The organism is Pseudarthrobacter sp. DSP2-3-2b1, from assembly GCF_049895945.1.
Lineage (GTDB): Bacteria > Actinomycetota > Actinomycetes > Actinomycetales > Micrococcaceae > Arthrobacter.
In genome coordinates, this window is record NZ_JAFCTI010000019.1 from 12,165 (window position 1) to 30,743 (window position 18,579).

Sequence of the window (18,579 nt, forward strand, 5' to 3'; positions counted from 1 at the left end):
CGACTCCAACCCAACCCGCCTCCCGCTGAAAGATACCTAGGAACCTCATGACAGCCGCTTTACCCTCTCCGCGTCCGTTGCCGACAGCGCCGAGTCTTCGATGGGGAGTTTTGGCACCCGGTCACATCGCGCACCGCGCAGTCGCGGCGACTCATCAATACTCCGCCCAACGGTTCGTGGCAGTTGGTTCGCGTTCGCGGGAACGGGCAGAGCGTTTTGCAGGTACTCATGGTCTAGAGCGGGCATATGGCTCCTACCGCGCACTTGTGGAGGACCCCACTGTTGACGTGGTCTACATTGCGTCCCCGCACAGCAGCCATGCCGAACTGGCGCTGCTGGCCATAGGTGCCGGCAAGCACATCCTCGTGGAGAAGCCCTTCGCCGCCACAGGTCCGGAGGCTCAGTCGATCGCCGCCGCCGCGCAAAACGCTGGGGTTTTCGCCATGGAAGCCATGTGGACCCGATACCTGCCTCAGGCCGACGTCATTCGCCAGCTCCTTGAGGCAAGGGCGGTGGGAGACGTGCAGATGGTCACCGCTGACTTCGGCTTCGGAGCCCGTTTCGATCCTTCCAGCAGACTGTTCGATCCGAATCAAGCCGGTGGGGCACTACTGGATGCAGGGATCTATCCGCTTTCCTTCGCATCCTCCATACTCGGTGCCCCATCCCTCTTGACAGCAGCCGGGACCATTGCGCCGACAGGGGTGGAGAGCGACGCCATGCTGTTGCTCGATCACCCCCGCGGCAAGTCCTCCATTTCCACCTCAATAACTGCCTCGATGCCTGTTCGGGCCACGATCCTGGGAAATGAAGGAAGAATTGAGGTGCATTCACCATTCATTGGTGCGAATGGCGTCACACTGGTCACGGAAAGCCAGAACTCGGCGGCCGCCTCTTGGGAGGGCCGCCGCTATCCAGACCTCCACGATGCCCTCCATTACCAGATGGACGCTCTGGCACGCTTCGTGGCCGCCGATCTGAAGGAGTCGCCCGTGCATTCCCTCGAGGAAACCGTTGCCATCGTCTCCGTTATTGACGATGCGAGCAGCCAGATCCGGTGCGGAGCAGCTACCCGATCAGCGCCAGCACTGACCCGGCGTTGACCACGCCGCCGGCCGCCGCCCGGATCCCGCTCAGCGTCCCCCCGCGGTGCGCGGCCACCTGGGTTTCCATCTTCATCGCCTCAAGCACGACGACGGGGTCCCCCGCCGCCACCTCGGCGCCCGGCTCTACGAGCCACTTCACCACCGTCCCGGCCATGTCCGCGCGCAACTCACCGGGATCGGCGGCACCTGCCGCAGTGCCGCCGTCGTGCTTTCCGTTCGTGGAGTCCCCGGCCAGGGAAACGCCCGAAGGAACGCCGGCACCCGAGCGGGCCCAGCCATCCAGCAAAGCGGCGGGAAGCCCGACGGCGAGGCGCCGGCCGTCGATGTCAACGGTGATGGTGCGCCGCGAACCGTCCGGAACGGCCGTGCCGAACTCCGGATCGGCCGCGATGGAATCCGCGAAGTCCGTCTCGATCCAGCGTGTGTGGATCCCCAGGGAATCCTCGGACGTGAAGTCCGGAGCCGCCACCACGGCACGGTGGAACGGCAGGACGGTGGCCACGCCGGTGATTTCCATTTCGGCGAGGGCGCGGCGGGCACGGCGGAGCGCCTGCTGCCGGTCGGCGCCGGTGACGATCAGCTTGGCCAGCAGCGAATCGAACTGCGGTGCCACGATGGACCCGGAGCGGACGCCGGAATCCAGCCGGATGCCGGGACCGGTGGGGCCACTGAACGTGGCGATCGTTCCCGGCGACGGCAGGAAGCCCCGGCCCACGTCTTCGGCGTTGAGCCGGAACTCGAACGAATGGCCGCGCGGTTCGGGATCGGATTTAAGCCGGAGAGGCTCGCCCGCGGCAATCCTCAGCTGCTCCTGGACCAGGTCCACGCCGGTGGTTTCCTCGGTGATGGGGTGCTCCACCTGCAGACGTGTGTTCACCTCGAGGAACGCGACCGTGCCGTCGGCGGCCACCAGGAACTCCACCGTCCCGGCCCCGGAATAGGAGGCCTCGCGGCACACTGCCTTGGCGGCGTCGTAAATCTGCCGGGTCTGCCCATCGGTGAGGAACGGCGCAGGCGCCTCCTCCACCAGTTTCTGGTGGCGGCGCTGGAGCGAGCAATCGCGCGTTCCCACCACCACCACGTTGCCGTGCTGGTCGGCCAGGACCTGCGCCTCCACGTGCCGGGGCCGGTCCAGGTAGCGCTCCACAAAGCACTCGCCACGGCCGAAAGCCGCCACTGCTTCGCGGACCGCGGAGTCGAAGGATTCCTCGATCTGGTCCATTTCGCGGACCACTTTGAGCCCGCGTCCGCCGCCGCCGAAGGCCGCCTTGACGGCGATCGGCAGTCCGTGCTCTTCCGCAAAAGCGCGCGCCTCGGCGGCCGAAGCCACCGGCCCGTCGCTGCCCGCCACCAGGGGCGCACCGGCGCGGACGGCGATCTCGCGGGCAGTGATCTTGTTGCCCAGCTGCCGGATAGCCTCCGGGGTGGGGCCGATCCAGGTCAGGCCGGCGTCCAGCACCGCCTGGGCGAAGTCAGCGTTCTCGGACAGGAAGCCGTATCCCGGGTGCACCGCGTCCGCGCCGGACTCAGCGACCACACGCAGCAGGTTGGGGATGCTGAGGTACGTGTCCGACGGCGCGTTGCCACCCAGGCTGTACGCCTCGCTGGCGGCGCCCACATGCATGGCATCGGCGTCCACGTCCGCGTACACCGCAACGGATTCGAGGCCCGCGTCCTCGCAGGCCCCGGCAATGCGGACGGCGATTTCTCCACGGTTGGCGATCAGGACCTTACGCATCAGTTGCTCACTTCGTCTGGGAATCTTGTGTCTCGGGAAACGCCATGGGACACGTCGGCGGACGCGTCAGGAAAAGCGTTGGCGGGCAGACCGTAGCCGGGAGCCCAGCGGAACCGGATGGAACCGCCGATCGGAATCTGCGCGGCGAGGTCCAGCTGGTGGTCCACCACCACGCCGATCACGGGATAACCCCCGGTGATGGGGTGGTCGGCCAGGAACAGTACAGGCTGGCCCTCCGGCGGAATCTGCAGCGCGCCCGCCATGGTTCCCTCGCTGGCCAGTTCCCCGTCCCGGCAACGCCTTAGCGGTTCGCCGGCCAGGCGCATGCCCACCCGGTTGGAGCGGGGTGTCACCGCCCAGTCCTGGCCGCACAGCGATTCCAGCGCGGCGGCGTCGAACCAGTCATCGCGGGGACCGGGCACAATGTCCAGGACCGTTACGCCGGTGTCCGGGAAGTCGGGCTGCAGCTCGGGGTTGCCCACCACGTTGGAGGAGGTGGCCACTCCCGCGCCCAGCAGTTGCCCGGCGCCCAGCGGCGCGGGCCCGATTCCGGACATGGTGTCCGTGGAGCGGCTGCCCAGCACGGCCTCAGCTTCCACGCCGCCGCGGATGGCCAGGTAGCTGCGGAAGCCGCGCTCCGGCGCACCGATGGTCAGGATCTCACCGTCGAGCAGGGCGAACGCGGTGGCCATAGGCAGCTCGCGCACCCGCTCCGGCAGGCCGCCGTCGGCGTCCCCGGAAGAGGGAACGTCCGACGGCGTCAGAATAGTCAGTGCCGACGGCGCGCCGGCCACTGCCAGTACCTGGTCGCCCACGGCCTGCACGCGCAGCCCGCCGGCAACGGTTTCGACGACGGCGGCCGAGGGCTGGTTGCCCACGATCCGGTTCGCGCGGCGCACGGAGGAACGGTCCAGAGCACCCGCCGAGGACACGCCCAGGCCTGCATGGCCGGGGCGGCCCAGGTCCTGGATCAGGCTCTGGAGTCCCGGGGACAGGATCCGCAGCCCGGACTGGACATCAGCATCATGAGCCGCTGGGGTTTCCGAATGTGAGGAGCCAACCCCCGGCGCGGCAACGTCCACGAGCTCCCGCACGGCCCGGAACTGCACGCGGTCGCCGGGTGCGGCCAGGGCCGGCTGCTCCCGGTTGAGGTCCCACATGCGGGCGGCGGTCCGGCCGATCAGCTGCCAGCCGCCCGGGGATTTCCGCGGATACACGGCGGAATAGTTGCCGGCCAAAGCCACGGAACCGGCGGGCACCGCGGTCCGGGGCGAACTCCGGCGCGGGACTTCCAGTGCTTGGTTCTCCCCCACCATGTAGCCGAAGCCGGGGGCGAAGCCGCCGAAAGCCACGGTCCAGATCTGCCCCGTGTGGGCTGCCACCACTCCCCCGGCCCCCAGGCCGGTGAGCCGCCCCATCTCGGCGAGGTCCTCGCCGTCGTACACGGTCTCGATGGTGACCAGCCTGCCCTCGGCGTGGGACTGGACGGTCAGGTCCAGCTCCAGCAGCCGGGCGGCCATCCGCCGAGCGGCTGCGGGCGAGTCCGCCTTGACCATCACGGTATCGGCGGCGGCCAGGACGTCCACCTGGCCGGGCAGCGGCTGCTCCAGCAGGAGGGCCTGCAGGGCCAGCACATCGTGGAGCCCGGAGAGTTCGGCGAGCACCGCCGTCGTGCCTACCGGCTTGACGGACAGCACGCGGGCAGCGAGCGCCCGCGCGGCAGTGGTGGGGTTGCTGACTGTTTCCATGGGATCAGGCCGCGCCGCTCAGGCGTGGCTCGTCTGGACGTCATCGCTGTGGAGCAGGCGGAGGTCCTCTTCCGGCTGCGGGTCGCGGCCCAGGCGCATGCCCACGATGGTGATGACGGCGGTGACGGCGATGTAGCCGGCGATCAGGTACCAGCCGCCGGACGCCGCGCCGTAGAGGAACGTGAAGATCAGCGGGGCTACGGCGCCGCCAATAACGCCGGCCAGCGTGTAGGCCAGTGAGCTGCCGGCGTAGCGGAGGCGGGCCGGGAACTGCTCGGTGATGAACGCGGCCTGCGGGCCGTACATAAAGGCGTGGAGGGCCAGGCCGATCACCACACCAACGGACAGCATCACCACGGACTTGCCCTGGATCATCAGGAAGAACAGGGGGATGTAGAGGGCGGTTGCGGCGGCCGCAATGCCGTAGACCCAGCGGCGGTTGAAACGGTCAGTGAGGGCGCCGGCGAGCGGGATCAGGAAGAGCTGGAAGGCGGAGCCGATCAGGATGGCGGCCAGCACGTTGCCCGTGGTCATACCCAGTTCCCGGGTGGCGTAGACGGCCACGAACACGGTGAACAGTGCGTAGAGGACGTCAGGGCAGAGGCGGGACAGGGCTGCGGAGATCAAGGCCCTGGGCTCGGTGGTGAAGACTTCCTTGATGGGGGCCTTGGGACGGTCGCCGTGGGCCTGGATGGCCTTGAAGACCGGGGTTTCCTCGAGCTTGAGGCGGATGACCAGGCCGAAGACCACCAGGAGGGCGGAGGCCAGGAACGCTACGCGCCAGCCCCAGGACAGGAAGGCTTCGGTGCTGAGGGAGGCGGCCAGGATGGCGAGTACGCCGTTTGCCATGAGGTTGCCGGCGGGCGGGCCGATCTGGGCAGCGGAGGACCAGAAACCGCGTTTGCTGGGATCGCCGAATTCGCTGGAGAGCAGCACCGCGCCGCCCCATTCGCCGCCGACGCCGATGCCCTGGGCCAGGCGCAGCAGCACCAGTATGACGGGGGCGGCGACGCCGATCACGGAGTAGTCGGGCAGCGCACCGATGAGGACGGTTGCGACGCCGATCAGCACCAGGGTGAAGACGAGGACGTACTTACGGCCCACTTTGTCGCCCAGTCGGCCGAAGATGACGCCGCCGATCGGGCGTGCCAGGTAGCCCACCGCGAAGGCCGAGAAGGAGAGCAGGAGCCCCACGAACTCGTCGTCGGAGGGGAAGAAGATCTTGGGGAAAACGAGCGCGGAAGCCACCGAGTAGATGGCGAAATCGTAGTATTCGAGCGATGTGCCGGTGAGGCTGGCGACGTACGCCTTGATGGCGCCGGGGGGCGGCTTCCTTGCCGCCGTTTTGGCAGCTTTGTTGGTGCTGGTCATGGTTCCTCCGAAGGATGAGGTGTGGAGCGGGGGCCTGAATGTGGCCGTGGGATGGTGGCGGGGCGGGACAGGCTAAATGAAAGAGCCGATGCTCACGCCGGCGTCGCCGAGTGCGGACTTCACTGCAGTGGCCATGGCTACGGCCCCCGGTGAGTCACCATGCACGCAGATGCTTTCTGCGCGGATCTTCAGAACGGAACCATCAATGGCGCGGACGGCGGATTCGGTGGCCATCCGTAACACATGTTCCGCCACTTGTTGCGGATCCTCAGGGACTGCTCCCGGGAGCGAGCGCGACACCAGGGTGCCGTCCGGGTTGTAGGCGCGGTCCGCAAAGGCTTCGGACACGGCACGCATGCCGGCCAGTTCCGTGAGCCGCAGGACTTCCGAGCCGGGCAGGCCCATGATCGGCAGGCTGGGGTCGACCGATTTCACGGCGTCGACGACAGCCTGCGCCTGGGCGGTGTGCGCCACGATGGCGTTGTAGAGGCCGCCGTGCGGCTTCACGTACCGGACTTTCGTTCTTTCGGCAGCGGCCAACGCCTGCAGCGCGCCGATCTGGTACACCACGTCGTCGGCCAGTTCGCTGGGGCTGATGTCCAGGAAGCGGCGGCCGAAGCCGGCGAGATCGCGGTAGCCCACATGGGCGCCAATGGCCACTCCGGCAGCTGCTGCTTCACGGCAGGTCCGCCGGATCACGCTGGGATCACCGGCATGGAACCCGCAGGCCACGTTCGCGCTGGACACCGAGGCGAACATCGCATTGTCATCGCCCAGGGTCCAGCGGCCGAACGATTCGCCGACGTCGCTGTTGAGGTCGATCGCTGTCATTTGTGATCCCCGTCTCATGGAGTGGTCTAACTAGGATGCACTAAATTTAGCGATTGTTCAACAATCCTTCGATTCAACGATGTGACGATCGTGTAAATTCTCGAGTATGGCTACTACAGATCCGCTCGTCCGCACCGCCGCAGGCCGCCTTCGCGTGGCTGTTCCGTCTGTGGCCGAGCGGGTGGCTTCTGAACTTCGCCTCCAGTTGGCCGAAGGGGCCCTGCTACCGGGGGCGCGACTCACCGAATCCACCATCGCCGAGGACCTAGGCGTCTCCCGAAATACTGTGCGCGAGGCATTTGCCGAACTGGCCAGCGAACGGCTGGTGGTCCGCCATCCCAACCGCGGCGTTTTCGTCGCAAGCCTGGAGGCCGGGGACGTTCACGACGTTTATACGGTTCGCCGCGCCATCGAAGTCAGCGCTCTGCGCGCTGGGGGCAGCCCGGAAGACGTGGCCGCCGTGCGGGCCGCCGTCGAGGAAGGAAAACTCGCCGCTGCAGCAGGCGACGAGGATGCGATCGGCACCGCCAACCAGCATTTTCACGGCGCCATCGTCGCCCTGGCCAGGAGCCCGCGGCTGAACACCATCATGGCCCAGGTGCTGGCAGAGATGCGCCTGTTCTTCCACAAGGCCACCGTGGATGCGCAGTTCTACCAGCACTACGTGCGGGACAACGAGGAGATCTGCGAGGCACTGGAAGCCGGCGAACTGGACCGCGCAGCCGACCTCCTGCTGGCCTACCTGGACCGCTCCGAGGACAAGATGGCTGACGTGCACGGGGAGTCCGGGACAGCCTGACCGGTAGGCTGGGTTGATGAAACGTCGCCTCGCCGCCCTGTCCGCCGTCCCCCTGTTCCTCCTGCTGACCGCTTGCGGAGAAGTGCAGCAGGCCGCGGAAAGCGCTGCCGGCGAAGCCGCCTCGAAGGTGGCCACCGCTGCGGCCGACGAGGTCAAGAAGCAGGTCTGCGCCGTGGTTGAAGACGGCCTGGTCAGCGCCTCGGACAAGGCTTTGCTCGGCGGCCTGGTTGATGCCGCCAGCACCGCCGGCGTGCCGTCAGAAATTACGACGCCGCTGGGCCAGATCGCCAAGTCCGGCGACCAGGTGCCGGCTGACTCGGTCACTGCTTTGAAGGATGCCTGCGCGGCTTAGGCTCTTTGCATCGGGGCAGGAATTGTCCCGCCAACTTGGGCCCTTTGTCCCTATGACCGGGGACGGTCTGAGAGAAGACTGGTTGCAGGAAAACCCTCAGCACATCGTTCTACAACAACCTGCGCGGAGGCGTGGGACGCGAAACGTGGGACGGATTCTGAGAGGACGCTTGGATGAGTGCAGTTGTTGACAGGCTGGCCGTTGCCCTCGATGCCCACGATCTGGAAGCTGCAGCGGCGCTTTTCCACGTCGATTATCGCAGCGAGCAACCTGCCCATCCCGGCCGGACCTTTGTTGGACGCGCGCAGATGCATGCCAACTGGCAAGCGATGTTCGCGGGCATCCCTGATTTCCACGCGGAACTGATCCGCTCCGTGGATGACGGCAACACGACGTGGAGCGAATGGTCCTGGTCAGGGACGCGCGCCGACGGGCAGGATTTCCAAGTCCGCGGAGTGACGCTCTTTGAGATCACGGACGGCCAGATCACAGCAGGCCGGCTCTACGTGGAGGACGTCGAGCGGGAAGCCGTCAGCATCGAAGAGGCTGTAGAGGGCCTGTCAGGCCAGCGGCCCGACACACCAGACAAGTCACCGTAAACCGACTTCCCGGAGCTTGCGAAAGTACTCAGCAGCGACCTGTACGCCACCTCGCAGTTTGAGACGGAAAGGCTAGGAGCCAGACAACATGGAATAGCTCATTCCTTGGCTGATGTTCTGCATTGCCGCTTCCATATTGTGCGTCTCCAGACCCCATGCGGCCCGGATTTTTGTCGGTGTCTTCTTCATCATCATGGCCGTTGGCGTTAACGTCGTTTTGACCGTCCTCGCCCCGGATCAGTTCATAAGGCTCGGTGATGAACCACTCCTTCCCTTCTATGGCTGGGTGTTCCAGAATGTTTTCGCACCGGCACCCCACATCGTCGGGATCCTGGCCGCTGCAGGCGAAATCGGCATCGGGCTGCTGATCCTCAGTCGAGGCAGGAGCGTAAAACTGGGCTTGGCAGGTGCCATCGCCTTCTTGATCGTCATTACACCGTTAGGAATCTGGACACTGCCCAATCCCGTACTTGCGGGCGGCCTGGCATGGCTACTGAAGGAGGAGTACCCGAGGAGCGTGTTGGACCTACTTCGATCTCGGCGGCACCGGAAAGTCACGAAGGGCACAGCCATATGAGCTGGAAAATATGCTGACACTCTTGGGCGTGGGAGCAGTCCGAGGCCAAAGCAGCTGAGCCTAGCGCTTGCCCTTTTTCCGTGAGCCCTTGCCGCGTCCCTTGTCCGGGTTCGGCGCGTAGCGCTGAGCCACCTTGGGCTTCTTGACGGCCGGTCCGCGCCGGTCCGGCTTAGGTTCCTTTTTGGGCTTCTCCTGCTGCGCGGACGGCTGCCGGGAGCTCGCCGCGGTCCGCCCGCGGACAATCCCGATGAACTCCTCGATGATCTCGTCCGTGGAGTCGGCGGGCCAGGCCAAAGCGATCTCCGTGACCGACGCGCCGGTGAGCCGGCGGGCCACGGTGTCCTTGACGTTGAAATGCCGGGCCACGGACATCGGCAGGATCACCAGACCGGCGCCGGAGGCCACCACCTGCATGGCCGCTTCCGGGCCGCCCATTTCCGCAACATCCAGGAACGTCTCTGCAGCCAGATCTTCCAGGGCCACTTCCTCGAACACCGAAATCTCGTGGCCCTTCGGGGCCACCACCACCGGCTGTTCCTCATAGAGGGGAATCACGTTCAGGTCCCCGCGCTCAATCGGCAACCGGACAAAGCTGAGATCCGCGGAACCGTCAGTTAATACCGAAACCTGCGCGGCGTCGTCGGCCATAAAAGACTCAAGCGGGATATCCAGTACGCGCTCTTCCCAGCGGCGGATCCACTTCCCGGGCGTCACGCCGGCCACGTAGGCGAACCGGAGCACGCGGGGTGCCTCCTGCTCCGGTGATTCGTCGGTGCTGTTACGGGACGGCGCGGGGCTCTGCGGGGAATCATTGTCTGCGGGCACGTCTTCACAGTACCGCCCGCCCGGATACCCTTGAAGCATGACCTCTGCAAACTCCCAGTCCATGAAACCGGCCACCGTTGCCAAGAAGCTTGGCATCTACCTGCCGGCAACACCGCAGGAGTTCCAGGATTCCACCATCAGCCGCGCCGATTTCGCCGAGCTCCAGGCCAACCCGCCGGAGTGGCTCGTGGAACTCCGCCGCAACGGCCCGCACCCCCGCCCGGTGGTGGCGCAGAAACTGAACGTCTCCATCAGCGGCCTGGCCCGCGGCGGCGTTGAGGAAGCACTCACGACGGCGGAAATCACCGCGCTGCTGCAGGCTCCCCCCGCGTGGCTGGTCACCGAGCGCTCCACCCACGCGGCCGTCCGCACCGAAGCCCAGCGCGTCAAGGACGAGGCCGCCAAGAAGGACGCGAAGAAGGCCCGCAGCCAGGCCGAGTAGTCCGGCCCTTTCGAGAGAACGTCAGTCCTGGTGCAGCATCGCGTAGTTGCCGCAGCCGTCGTCGAACACGGCGCTAATCCCGGACGGGTCCTCTGACGGTTCGCTCTTGAACTTCACACCGGCAGCGACCAGCCGCTCGTACTCTGCCTGGACGTCCGGAACGCCAAAGACGATGGCAGGAAGCCCGGCTTCGTGCACCGCGTTCATGTAGGACGCCCCGATCGGGTTGTCGCTGGGTTCCAGCAGCAGCCCCGCGGTGTTGTCAGCGGCGCCGGGGTCTTTGATGATGTAGAGGTTGTACTCGGGCATCGCCATCAGGGTGTCGAAGCCGAGGGTCTCTGTATAAAACTTGTGGGCCGCCGCCGGGTCCTGGACATGGATGCTGCACATCTTGATTCTCATGGTCCCCAAGGTACCCGGCCGTCTTCCGCGGTGAGAAGCCTGCAGCGGTTGTTGCGCAGGACCGGTCAGTACTCTCGGGCTTCCACCATCTCCAGGATGCTGGTTTTGGCCTCGCCGGTCCTGGCTGGAGCCTTTTCCGGGGACGGCCACACCTTGGTGCGCAGCGTGTGGAGAAATGCGCCGGCTTCGGCCACAGAGTCGAAGTCAATGTCGAGCATCACTTTGTGGTCCTGCTCCGCCGGCCGGAAGATTCGGTAACGCCGCGCTCCGGAGCGCTCCCGCCCAGCGGCGTCTTTCTCGAAGGCGCTCCTCCATAGCTCATAGTCACGAACCTGAAGCTCGATCCGCAGCGTTGCCATGACTCTTATCCTTCCCATGCAGCCCGAATATTAATTACACGAGCAATGTAATCATTACGCTGATATTCTACTCATATGGGAACAACGGTCAAGAGCCGCACGTATGTCTCGCCCCGCCGCCGGGAGCAAGCGGAGGCCACGCGCAAGGCGATCCTCGAGGCTGCCCAACGGCTCTTTGAGCGCCAGGGTTACCCCGCTACATCGATGCCCTCCATTGCCGAAGAAGCCGGGGTGGCGTTGAAGACGATCTACGTCCACTTCGAGACAAAGGCCGCGCTGGTGCACACACTGTGGGACGCCCGGCTCGGAGGCGAAGAAGCCAATCTGCCTGTCCTGGAACGGGGCTGGTACAAAGCCGTGGTCAAGGAAGCGGATCCAGAACGAAAGCTCCGTCTGGTCGCCGCGCAGGCACGACGCGTCAAAGCCCAGTCCGGGGCGCTGCTGGAAATGATTCGCACCGCCGCGTCCGTCGACTCAGAAATTGCTGACCTCTGGGCAGGCATCGAAGCGAAACTCCTCGCTGTGCAGCGCGCCATCATTGAACAACTCCATGCCAGCGGATCCCTCGCCCCATCTCTGAACGTCTCACGGGCAACGGACATCCTCTGGGCCCTCAACCACCCGAACATGTGGCAACTCCTGGTCCCGAGCCGCGGCTGGACCGACGAAGAGTACGAGCAATGGCTGGGCGACGCCTTCTGCTCCCAACTCCTTGACGCTCCCCGCAACCCGCAGTGAAACACCTCCGCCGACGCTCAAGGCATTCGGCCGATAACCAGACTTTCGTAAAGCTGGCGCTGAGAAGGGGTTCCTAGGAGGGCCCGACAACCTCTTCGGGCAGTCCTTCCGCTGCAGGCGGGTCGCTAGTTTTTCGGGCCTTTCGGGTTTCCAGTCCGCCCCAGTCCGTGGCTTTAGAATTCTTTTGCCACGACGCTCAGCGATAACCACTTGCTCGATAGGCCATACTGACGTCATGCCGAGAAGATATTTCGAGTCTGATTCCGACTCGCCCGAGGAGTCGTGGCGGCGCATTCGAGCGCTGCGTTCTGGGCCGCCTGCCGGTATGCCCGCGTCACGGCGGACACTCTTCAGTAGCTCGTTAGAGCAGGCGCAGCAGCAATTTGAAGCTGCCGCTGGTGTGGGATTCGAATCTCGGGCACTCAATCTTTATTACGGTCTTTCTCAGGCTGGTCGCGCCATCGCTGCCGCCCTTACACCCTCAAATATGGGCAAATCCCCAGAGGTAAGTGGTCACGGGCTCCGCGTCGCCGACTTCCAGTCAGCCAAAGCCAAAGACTTTTGGGACATCAAGGTTAGGGCCGAGGGAAATGACGACACGTCATATGGTCGTTTGGCCACCCTTCTTGGCTCTGCGCCTCTATTGAGTCCAGTTCCGCTTGGCCAGATTTGGCACATGATCCCGGAACTTCATCTAGATCACCCCATAGGTAAATTCATCGAACCGCGATGGGTTCACCGGCCGTACCCCCGAAGCGGATTTCCCCCCGAAAGTGCATTTACTCTTCAAGCAAGCGAAGACGAGATGGATCAAGACGCTGCCAAGCTGCGCGCCCATTACCCTGACCTCAAGGACGCCAAAGTACTCAAATTCAAAGGGGGCTCATACTCCGAGGACAATGGGGTGCGAACAGACGAAGCGGTCTTCTCTCATGAGGGACAGCCGGCGCCAATGCGCAGGCTCAGGAGTAGCATCGCACTTATGCCGGCGTGTGGAGACAGCCAATCCTCCCTGGATCCACTGCTAACCTGGTGGGTCCTTCTCTACACGCTGTCGATGATCACCCGGTACAAGCCGGTCATGTGGACTGAGGTCATTGACGTAAATCGTTCGCCCCTTGCCGTTCCCCTGGAGACATTGCTAAGCAAAGCTCTTGAAGCTGTTCCAGCACAAATACGCTTGACCCTTTCCAGTGCTGACGCGACGATTTTCTAGCTCCAAGACCGATTCTCATCCAATTCAGGCGCATCCAAACCTGACGAGCCGGGCCAAATGCCTTGACTTTCTTCTGGCCGGGGCCTAGAACTCAACCTGACAGGATGGCTTGGAGGCGCGGGTGACTGGACAGCGGATCGGGTACGTCCGAGTAAGCACTCTTGACCAGAATGAGAAACGCCAGCTCGAAGGCCAGGTTCTTGACCGAGTTTTCACGGACAAGGCATCCGGCAGAGACACCGCCAGGCCGGAGCTTACGGAGTTGCTGCGGTTCGCCCGGGATGGCGACACTGTGGTGGTTCACAGCATGGACCGGCTCGCCCGGAATCTCGATGACCTGCGTGCCCTTGTGCAGGGCCTCACCCGCAAAGGTGTTCGGGTGGAGTTCGTCAAGGAGAGCCTGGTCTTCACCGGCGAGGACTCCCCCATGGCCAACCTCATGCTGTCCGTCATGGGTGCTTTCGCCGAATTCGAACGATCCCTCATCAGGGAACGCCAGCGGGAAGGCATCGCCTTAGCCAAGCAGCGCGGCGCCTACAAAGGACGGAAAAAGACCCTCACACCGGACCGGGCATCCGAACTCGTCCAGCGCGCCGGCACCGGTGTTCCAAAAGCCCTCCTTGCCCGTGACTACGGGATCAGCAGGGAGACCGTCTACCAGTACCTCCGCAATGCAAAGTTGGAGTGATCCGCTCCCTTGCCTGGCCGTCGATGTGCCCGGGACTGCGCAGCCGTCAGCTTTACAGAATCACGGTTATCGGCGTTTCGTCGAGATGTTGTTAGACGACAGAATCCCGCATCTAATGGCAGCCTAGGAAGTCACTCGTAAAAAGCCTCCCGCAGAACCTCGGCCCGCCGCAGCATTTCATCACCAAGGGTTTTAGACGAGTAGGGAAGCAAAGGCGTGATTCAGTGCGACTCTGACGGCCCCGAGCAGGGGTGCGTGATCAGTTAGCGTCGAGGCGGCGAGGTGTGGATGAGCCGAGTTGAGGCCGTCTAACTCTTTGTTAAGCGATGGAATGAGGACATCTCCTGCGCCCGCTGGACCGCCTGAAAGCACGATCATCTGTGGGTCCAGGAAGGTGGCGACCACGGCGATAACCCGTGCGGTACGTTCAGTCACCACCTCTAGCACTTCCCGGGCTGCCGGATCACCCTTTCGGGCTGCGTTGATGACCATCTCGGCCTCCATTGAGGCAGGTATTCCCCCACACTGTTGCAGAAGCTCGCTGTCATTTGCATGTCCGGGGCGTTCTCCATCTAGTATTTCGGCCGCGGCTATGGCCCCTAGTTCACGGCACATACCGCCAATTGCATCTGTATTTCCAACGCCCTCCACTAATTCCAAAAACCGCATTTCGCCCGCTGCCCCGCCACCTCGGATGAGCTGACCACCGAGGTAGATTCCGGCGCCAAGCCTTTCGCCGGATAGGAGCACGACGACGTCGTCAACGTCCTGGGCAATGCCAAGCCAGCGCTCAGCGATAACAGCGAGGTTGGCGTCGTTATCGACAATCAAGGGCCAATCGAAGTCCGGGAGCAACGCGAGACGCAGATCCAAGGCGGCAAGCCCGGGAAGGTACGACTCCAGGGCAACCGCGTGACCGTTTGGCCTTACTGGCGCAGGTACAGCCATTCCGGCCGCCATCACCCTTGATGGTTCTACACCCGCTTGCGCCAGGACCTCCCATGCGGCCCGGCGGGCAACCATCAGGCGTTCGGGTGCCCCAACGTGCTCGTCCCGCCACCTTTCAGAGTGTTCCGAGACGATGGTGCCAGCAAGATCTGCCAAGCAGATCTGAAGTTTCGTGGCCCCCAGGTCGATGCCCAGCACATATCCTGCAGCGGCATTCAGCGTGAACCGTCGGGATGGCCGTCCGCTTCGCGCAGCCAACCGGGAAGATGTCTCGATTTCGCTTACCCAGCCGAGCTTGAGCAATTCGTCGCAGACTGTCAGCACTGTGGGTCTGGAAAGGCCGGTCGCCTCCATAAGACCTGTGGCGTCAAGCGTTGCGCCTGAGACAAGAGCCCGCATGACTGCAGAGGCTGAGATCTTGCGCAAAACCGGGAGCGTGGCCTCTGTTTTTCTTGTGCTGCTTTTCAACGCCAACCCCTTGACCGATGCGACTTCTGATCCACATACTAGTGGGGCGTTTATTAACGCCTTTTATATATTTCCTCACCAGTGGTACTGGCGGAAATTCTAGTGCCCAGAATCCCCAGGAGAGCAATGAAGCATCACCTCAGAACGACCTGTGCTGCGGCGGCCCTTGCGGTCGCAGCATCGGCGGCCGCCTTCTCCCCCGCCGTCGCAGAAGCCGAACCAGCGCCGGGGGCGCCGGGGGCTTCGGCAACGTGGACAAAAGGTGACAAGGAAGGCGTTGGAACGTCGGTCAGTACGGCGTCGAAGGTCTGGTACACCCTCACCGAGGGAACTCTCAGCGAGGTGTACTACCCGCGGGCCGATACCCCCAATACCCGGGAACTCCAATTCGCCGTCAGCGACGGATCACGCACGCAGCGCGAGAATGAGGACACGACCCGGCGGGTGGAGCTCGCTGACCCACAAGCGCTGAGCTATCGGCAGATCACTGAAGACAGTGCCGGTCGCTGGCGGCTGACGAAGACTTACGTGACAGACCCGCAACGTTCTGCTGTGGTGCTCGGGGTTACCTTCGAGGTACTCGATGGTGGGGATTACCAGCTTCATGCCTTATTCGATCCTTCCCTGGCCGGGACCTCCGGCGGGGACTCCGGCAGGACTGTCGGTACTGCCCTGGTGGCAGAGGACCTCTCGATTCCGGACACCCCGGTTGCCTCTGCATTGGTTTCGAGCTCAGGATTCAGCACCACCAGCACCGGATATGTCGGCACCAGCGACGGAGGAACCGACCTTGGCGCAGATGGCAAACTTGACGGCGCCTACACCGACGCCGGGCCGGGAAATATCGCCCAGACGGGAACGATCGCGCTGACAGGAGCAAAGACGGAATTCTCTCTTGCGCTGGGCTTTGGCGCGAATGCGCAGGAGGCGCTCGACACCGCTAACGCGAGCGTGAAGCGGGGCTTCCCCAAGGTGTCCAAGGACTACACGAAAGAGTGGAAGCAGTACCTGCAGTCCCTGGACAAGCCGGCCAAATCCCTGGACGGTGACCTCGGGACTCAATACAACGTCTCCCTGATGACGGTCAAAGCCCATGAAGACAAGACCTTTCCCGGCGCTTTCATCGCATCGCTGACTACGCCGTGGGGGCAAGTGGCGAACGCGGAGCAGCACCGTGAGGGGTACCACGCTGTGTGGGCACGTGACATGTACCAGTCGGTGACTGCCCTGCTGGCTGCCGGGGACGAGGAAGCTGCCCGCCGCGGCGTTGAGTGGCTGTTCAAGTATCAGCAGTTGCCGGACGGACATTTCCCCCAGACTTCCAAGGTTGACGGGACCGTTGGCCAAAATGGGATTCAGTTGGATGAAACAGCGTTCCCCATCCTGCTGGCGAACCAAATCGGACGCACAGATGCTGACTTCTACGCGAATGAGCTCAAGCCAGCCGCGGACTACCTGGTCGCCGCCGGTCCCAAGACCCCGCAGGAACGCTGGGAGGAAACAGGCGGATATTCAACGTCGACGCTGGCCTCGCAGATTGCCGCGCTGGCGGCCGCGGGAGACATTGCAGAAATGAACGGTGATGCCGGTTCCGCTGCGATTTACCGGGCGACCGCGGACGAGTGGCAGCGCAATACGGAAAAGTGGATGTTCACGACCAATGGACCGGTAGGTGACGGCAACTACTACCTGCGCATCAGCGGAAGCGGTAACCCTAACGATGGCGCAGTCCGCGACTGGGGCAACGGCGCAGGCGTACATCCGGAAAACGCCGTGTTGGACGCCGGCTTCCTGGAGTTTGTTCGGCTTGGTGTGAAGCCGCCCACCGACACGCACGTAGCGGACTCTCTTGCCGAGACAGACGCCTCCATTTCACAGGACACTCCGGGGGGCCGGATGTGGCACCGCTACACCTATGACGGCTACGGGGAAAAGGCCGACGGTTCTCCTTGGGACGGCACCGGCATCGGGCGGCTCTGGCCGCTGCTGACAGGCGAGCGGGGCGAATACGAACTGGCGAACGGCAAGGATGCGCTCCCCTACCTGGCAACTATGCACTCCGCAGCCAATGACGGCTTCATGATTCCCGAGCAGGTTTGGGACCAGGATGAACCGACTGCATACGGTCATGAACTGGGCCGCAGCACCGGCTCTGCCTCGCCGCTCTCGTGGGCGATGGCACAGTATGTGCGGCTTGCTGCGGGCATGAAGAACGGAGCACCTGTCGAAACTCCGCAGAACGTCGCCCAGCGATACGCCTCAGGTGCTGTCGCCGAACCCGCACTTACGATCAGTTCGCCCGCCCAGCTCACTACCTCCGGCTCCCCCACTACCACTGTTGCGGGTACCACGGCGGCAGAGAAGGTTTACATTTCCGTCAACGGCAAGATCACCGAGGCCCCGCTTACCGCCGCGGGCGACGGCACATCCACGTTCTCATTGGACGTTTCCCTTCCCGGCACCAAGAACACCGTGACCGTGGCCGCGGTGGGAGCCGATGGAGGCACTGCCGTCGAGGACCGGACCGTCCTGCATTACGGCACACGAATCGGCGGACTGCAGGACCCCTCTGGAGACGATAACGGCCCCGGCAGCTACACCTACCCGACCAACCCGGTCTACGCCCCGGGCACTTTCGACCTCACCGGCGTCGACGTCTACGACGCCGGTGACAAGTATGCATTCGTGAGCACCATTGCCGGTGACGTCACCAACCCCTGGGGCGGCCAGGGTATCTCGCACCAGCGCATCAACGTCTACCTCAGCAACGGCGACGCAACCGCCACCCCTGCCCTGCCCGGCACGAACGTCAACGTTGAGCACACCTGGGATTCCGTCATCGTCACCGACGGCCGGTTTGACGGCGCCGGCGTTTACAGCCCGGACGGCACCCGCACCTCGGCGGTCAGTCTGCTGGCAGTACCCGAAGCCAAGCAGATTGTGACCATGGTGCCCAAGGAAGCGCTCGGAACACTCGATCCAGCGTCGGTAAAGTTCGCCGTGGCCATGTTCGGCAACGCCGAAGCCGGCGAGGGCATCGGCAACGTCCGCCCCGTCTATGACGGCGCGTACTGGGCTGCCGGCGACCCGTCCTGGATCAAGGAGTGGCGCTTCGGCGGCGGAGCCGGTGTCTTCGACGGCGGCATCGCCTCCCGGGATACGGACACCAGCGATCCGAACGCACTGGACGTGATTGTCCGTGACGGCCAAAGCCAGGCCGACGTGCTCAACTGGCAGGCGGGCTCGCCCGTGGTGATTCCTATGGTGGGAATGACGCCGTAACCCAAATTCCCAAGGCGGGGCCGGAAATTCCGGCCCCGCCTTTCCCATCCATGCCCCAATTGGAACCAAAAGAAAGACCCAGACAGTTGT

At 64.1% G+C, this 18,579-nt stretch carries 18 protein-coding genes; 10 read left to right on the top strand and 8 right to left on the bottom strand.

The annotated features are described in order from the left end of the window. Positions 1-47 precede the first annotated feature (47 nt). Positions 48-1,103, top strand: a complete 1,056-nt coding sequence (locus tag ACP7AX_RS18045) for a Gfo/Idh/MocA family protein (RefSeq protein WP_426228438.1) — start codon at positions 48-50, stop codon at positions 1,101-1,103. On the opposite strand, the gene ACP7AX_RS18050 is transcribed toward ACP7AX_RS18045, so the two are convergent. The 4 genes from ACP7AX_RS18050 to ACP7AX_RS18065 form a co-directional block, all read right to left on the bottom strand. Continuing rightward, positions 1,069-2,844, bottom strand: coding sequence for an acetyl/propionyl/methylcrotonyl-CoA carboxylase subunit alpha (locus tag ACP7AX_RS18050; protein WP_426228440.1), 1,776 nt, complete (start codon positions 2,842-2,844; stop codon positions 1,069-1,071). The genes ACP7AX_RS18045 and ACP7AX_RS18050 overlap by 35 nt on opposite strands. Beyond that, on the bottom strand, positions 2,844-4,592 hold the full coding sequence (locus ACP7AX_RS18055; protein ID WP_426228442.1) for a carboxyltransferase domain-containing protein: 1,749 nt from the start codon (positions 4,590-4,592) through the stop codon (positions 2,844-2,846). The genes ACP7AX_RS18050 and ACP7AX_RS18055 overlap by 1 nt, the downstream gene beginning before the upstream one ends. An 18-nt stretch (positions 4,593-4,610) precedes the next feature. Continuing rightward, positions 4,611-5,963 carry an MFS transporter gene (locus ACP7AX_RS18060; RefSeq protein ID WP_426228444.1) on the bottom strand — a complete coding sequence of 451 codons (1,353 nt, stop codon included), beginning with the start codon at positions 5,961-5,963 and terminating at the stop codon, positions 4,611-4,613. A gap of 72 nt (positions 5,964-6,035) precedes the next feature. Next, positions 6,036-6,794, bottom strand: coding sequence for a LamB/YcsF family protein (locus ACP7AX_RS18065; protein ID WP_426228446.1), 759 nt, complete (start codon positions 6,792-6,794; stop codon positions 6,036-6,038). 106 nt (positions 6,795-6,900) lie between these two features. Between ACP7AX_RS18065 and ACP7AX_RS18070 the strand changes: the two genes are divergently transcribed. The 4 genes from ACP7AX_RS18070 to ACP7AX_RS18085 all read left to right on the top strand — a co-directional run bounded on the left by ACP7AX_RS18070 (position 6,901) and on the right by ACP7AX_RS18085 (position 9,121). Further along, entirely contained in the window at positions 6,901-7,593 is a 693-nt protein-coding gene (locus ACP7AX_RS18070) for a GntR family transcriptional regulator (protein ID WP_426228448.1), read from the top strand. 16 nt (positions 7,594-7,609) lie between these two features. Continuing rightward, complete coding sequence (locus ACP7AX_RS18075) at positions 7,610-7,945, top strand: hypothetical protein (protein WP_426228450.1); 336 nt, start codon at positions 7,610-7,612, stop codon at positions 7,943-7,945. Positions 7,946-8,118: 173 nt separating this feature from the next. Next, positions 8,119-8,544, top strand: coding sequence for a nuclear transport factor 2 family protein (locus tag ACP7AX_RS18080; protein WP_426228452.1), 426 nt, complete (start codon positions 8,119-8,121; stop codon positions 8,542-8,544). Between the two features lie 112 nt (positions 8,545-8,656). After that, positions 8,657-9,121, top strand: coding sequence for a hypothetical protein (locus ACP7AX_RS18085; protein WP_426228454.1), 465 nt, complete (start codon positions 8,657-8,659; stop codon positions 9,119-9,121). 60 nt (positions 9,122-9,181) lie between these two features. Here the strand turns inward: ACP7AX_RS18085 and ACP7AX_RS18090 are convergent, their stop codons facing one another. Continuing rightward, the gene (locus ACP7AX_RS18090) at positions 9,182-10,021 is read right to left on the bottom strand and encodes a LysR family transcriptional regulator substrate-binding protein (protein ID WP_426228456.1); all 840 of its coding nucleotides are present in this window, start codon (positions 10,019-10,021) and stop codon (positions 9,182-9,184) included. On the opposite strand from ACP7AX_RS18090, the gene ACP7AX_RS18095 reads away from it, so the two are divergent. Then, entirely contained in the window at positions 9,984-10,388 is a 405-nt protein-coding gene (locus tag ACP7AX_RS18095) for a DUF5997 family protein (RefSeq protein WP_131684150.1), read from the top strand. The two genes, ACP7AX_RS18090 and ACP7AX_RS18095, sit on opposite strands and share 38 nt — an antisense overlap. A 21-nt stretch (positions 10,389-10,409) precedes the next feature. On the opposite strand, the gene ACP7AX_RS18100 is transcribed toward ACP7AX_RS18095, so the two are convergent. Beyond that, positions 10,410-10,790: a VOC family protein gene (locus ACP7AX_RS18100; RefSeq protein WP_426228458.1), complete on the bottom strand. Its 381-nt coding sequence runs from the start codon at positions 10,788-10,790 to the stop codon at positions 10,410-10,412. A 65-nt stretch (positions 10,791-10,855) separates the two neighbouring features. Beyond that, positions 10,856-11,149, bottom strand: coding sequence for a hypothetical protein (locus ACP7AX_RS18105; protein WP_426228460.1), 294 nt, complete (start codon positions 11,147-11,149; stop codon positions 10,856-10,858). Positions 11,150-11,224: 75 nt separating this feature from the next. Here ACP7AX_RS18105 and ACP7AX_RS18110 point away from each other — a divergent pair, with 75 nt between their 5' ends. The 3 genes from ACP7AX_RS18110 (at position 11,225) to ACP7AX_RS18120 (ending at position 13,791) form a co-directional block, all read left to right on the top strand. After that, positions 11,225-11,887, top strand: a complete 663-nt coding sequence (locus tag ACP7AX_RS18110; RefSeq protein WP_426228462.1) for a TetR/AcrR family transcriptional regulator — start codon at positions 11,225-11,227, stop codon at positions 11,885-11,887. Between the two features lie 325 nt (positions 11,888-12,212). Then, a complete protein-coding gene (locus ACP7AX_RS18115; protein ID WP_426228464.1) occupies positions 12,213-13,103 on the top strand; it encodes a YaaC family protein in 891 nt (296 codons plus the stop codon). Between the two features lie 121 nt (positions 13,104-13,224). Next, positions 13,225-13,791 (top strand): recombinase family protein, encoded by a 567-nt coding sequence (locus ACP7AX_RS18120; RefSeq protein ID WP_426228466.1) that lies wholly within the window; start codon positions 13,225-13,227, stop codon positions 13,789-13,791. A 192-nt stretch (positions 13,792-13,983) separates the two neighbouring features. On the opposite strand, the gene ACP7AX_RS18125 is transcribed toward ACP7AX_RS18120, so the two are convergent. Then, on the bottom strand, positions 13,984-15,207 hold the full coding sequence (locus ACP7AX_RS18125; RefSeq protein WP_141001163.1) for an ROK family protein: 1,224 nt from the start codon (positions 15,205-15,207) through the stop codon (positions 13,984-13,986). Positions 15,208-15,333: 126 nt separating this feature from the next. Between ACP7AX_RS18125 and ACP7AX_RS18130 the strand changes: the two genes are divergently transcribed. After that, on the top strand, positions 15,334-18,489 hold the full coding sequence (locus ACP7AX_RS18130; protein ID WP_141001164.1) for a glucan 1,4-alpha-glucosidase: 3,156 nt from the start codon (positions 15,334-15,336) through the stop codon (positions 18,487-18,489). Positions 18,490-18,579: the final 90 nt, after the last annotated feature.

What these genes read in the sequence shown, in the direction of transcription:
- ACP7AX_RS18115 (WP_426228464.1), top strand. Translation starts at nt 12,213, where the DNA reads ATGCCCGCGTCACGGCGGACACTCTTCAGTAGCTCGTTAGAGCAGGCG.
- ACP7AX_RS18085 (WP_426228454.1), top strand. Translation starts at nt 8,657, where the DNA reads ATGTTCTGCATTGCCGCTTCCATATTGTGCGTCTCCAGACCCCATGCG.
- ACP7AX_RS18095 (WP_131684150.1), top strand. Translation starts at nt 9,984, where the DNA reads ATGACCTCTGCAAACTCCCAGTCCATGAAACCGGCCACCGTTGCCAAG.
- ACP7AX_RS18045 (WP_426228438.1), top strand. Translation starts at nt 48, where the DNA reads ATGACAGCCGCTTTACCCTCTCCGCGTCCGTTGCCGACAGCGCCGAGT.
- ACP7AX_RS18100 (WP_426228458.1), bottom strand. Translation starts at nt 10,790, where the DNA reads ATGAGAATCAAGATGTGCAGCATCCATGTCCAGGACCCGGCGGCGGCC.
- ACP7AX_RS18055 (WP_426228442.1), bottom strand. Translation starts at nt 4,592, where the DNA reads ATGGAAACAGTCAGCAACCCCACCACTGCCGCGCGGGCGCTCGCTGCC.
- ACP7AX_RS18060 (WP_426228444.1), bottom strand. Translation starts at nt 5,963, where the DNA reads ATGACCAGCACCAACAAAGCTGCCAAAACGGCGGCAAGGAAGCCGCCC.
- ACP7AX_RS18050 (WP_426228440.1), bottom strand. Translation starts at nt 2,844, where the DNA reads ATGCGTAAGGTCCTGATCGCCAACCGTGGAGAAATCGCCGTCCGCATT.
- ACP7AX_RS18080 (WP_426228452.1), top strand. Translation starts at nt 8,119, where the DNA reads ATGAGTGCAGTTGTTGACAGGCTGGCCGTTGCCCTCGATGCCCACGAT.
- ACP7AX_RS18065 (WP_426228446.1), bottom strand. Translation starts at nt 6,794, where the DNA reads ATGACAGCGATCGACCTCAACAGCGACGTCGGCGAATCGTTCGGCCGC.
- ACP7AX_RS18110 (WP_426228462.1), top strand. Translation starts at nt 11,225, where the DNA reads ATGGGAACAACGGTCAAGAGCCGCACGTATGTCTCGCCCCGCCGCCGG.
- ACP7AX_RS18130 (WP_141001164.1), top strand. Translation starts at nt 15,334, where the DNA reads ATGAAGCATCACCTCAGAACGACCTGTGCTGCGGCGGCCCTTGCGGTC.
- ACP7AX_RS18105 (WP_426228460.1), bottom strand. Translation starts at nt 11,149, where the DNA reads ATGGCAACGCTGCGGATCGAGCTTCAGGTTCGTGACTATGAGCTATGG.
- ACP7AX_RS18070 (WP_426228448.1), top strand. Translation starts at nt 6,901, where the DNA reads ATGGCTACTACAGATCCGCTCGTCCGCACCGCCGCAGGCCGCCTTCGC.
- ACP7AX_RS18075 (WP_426228450.1), top strand. Translation starts at nt 7,610, where the DNA reads ATGAAACGTCGCCTCGCCGCCCTGTCCGCCGTCCCCCTGTTCCTCCTG.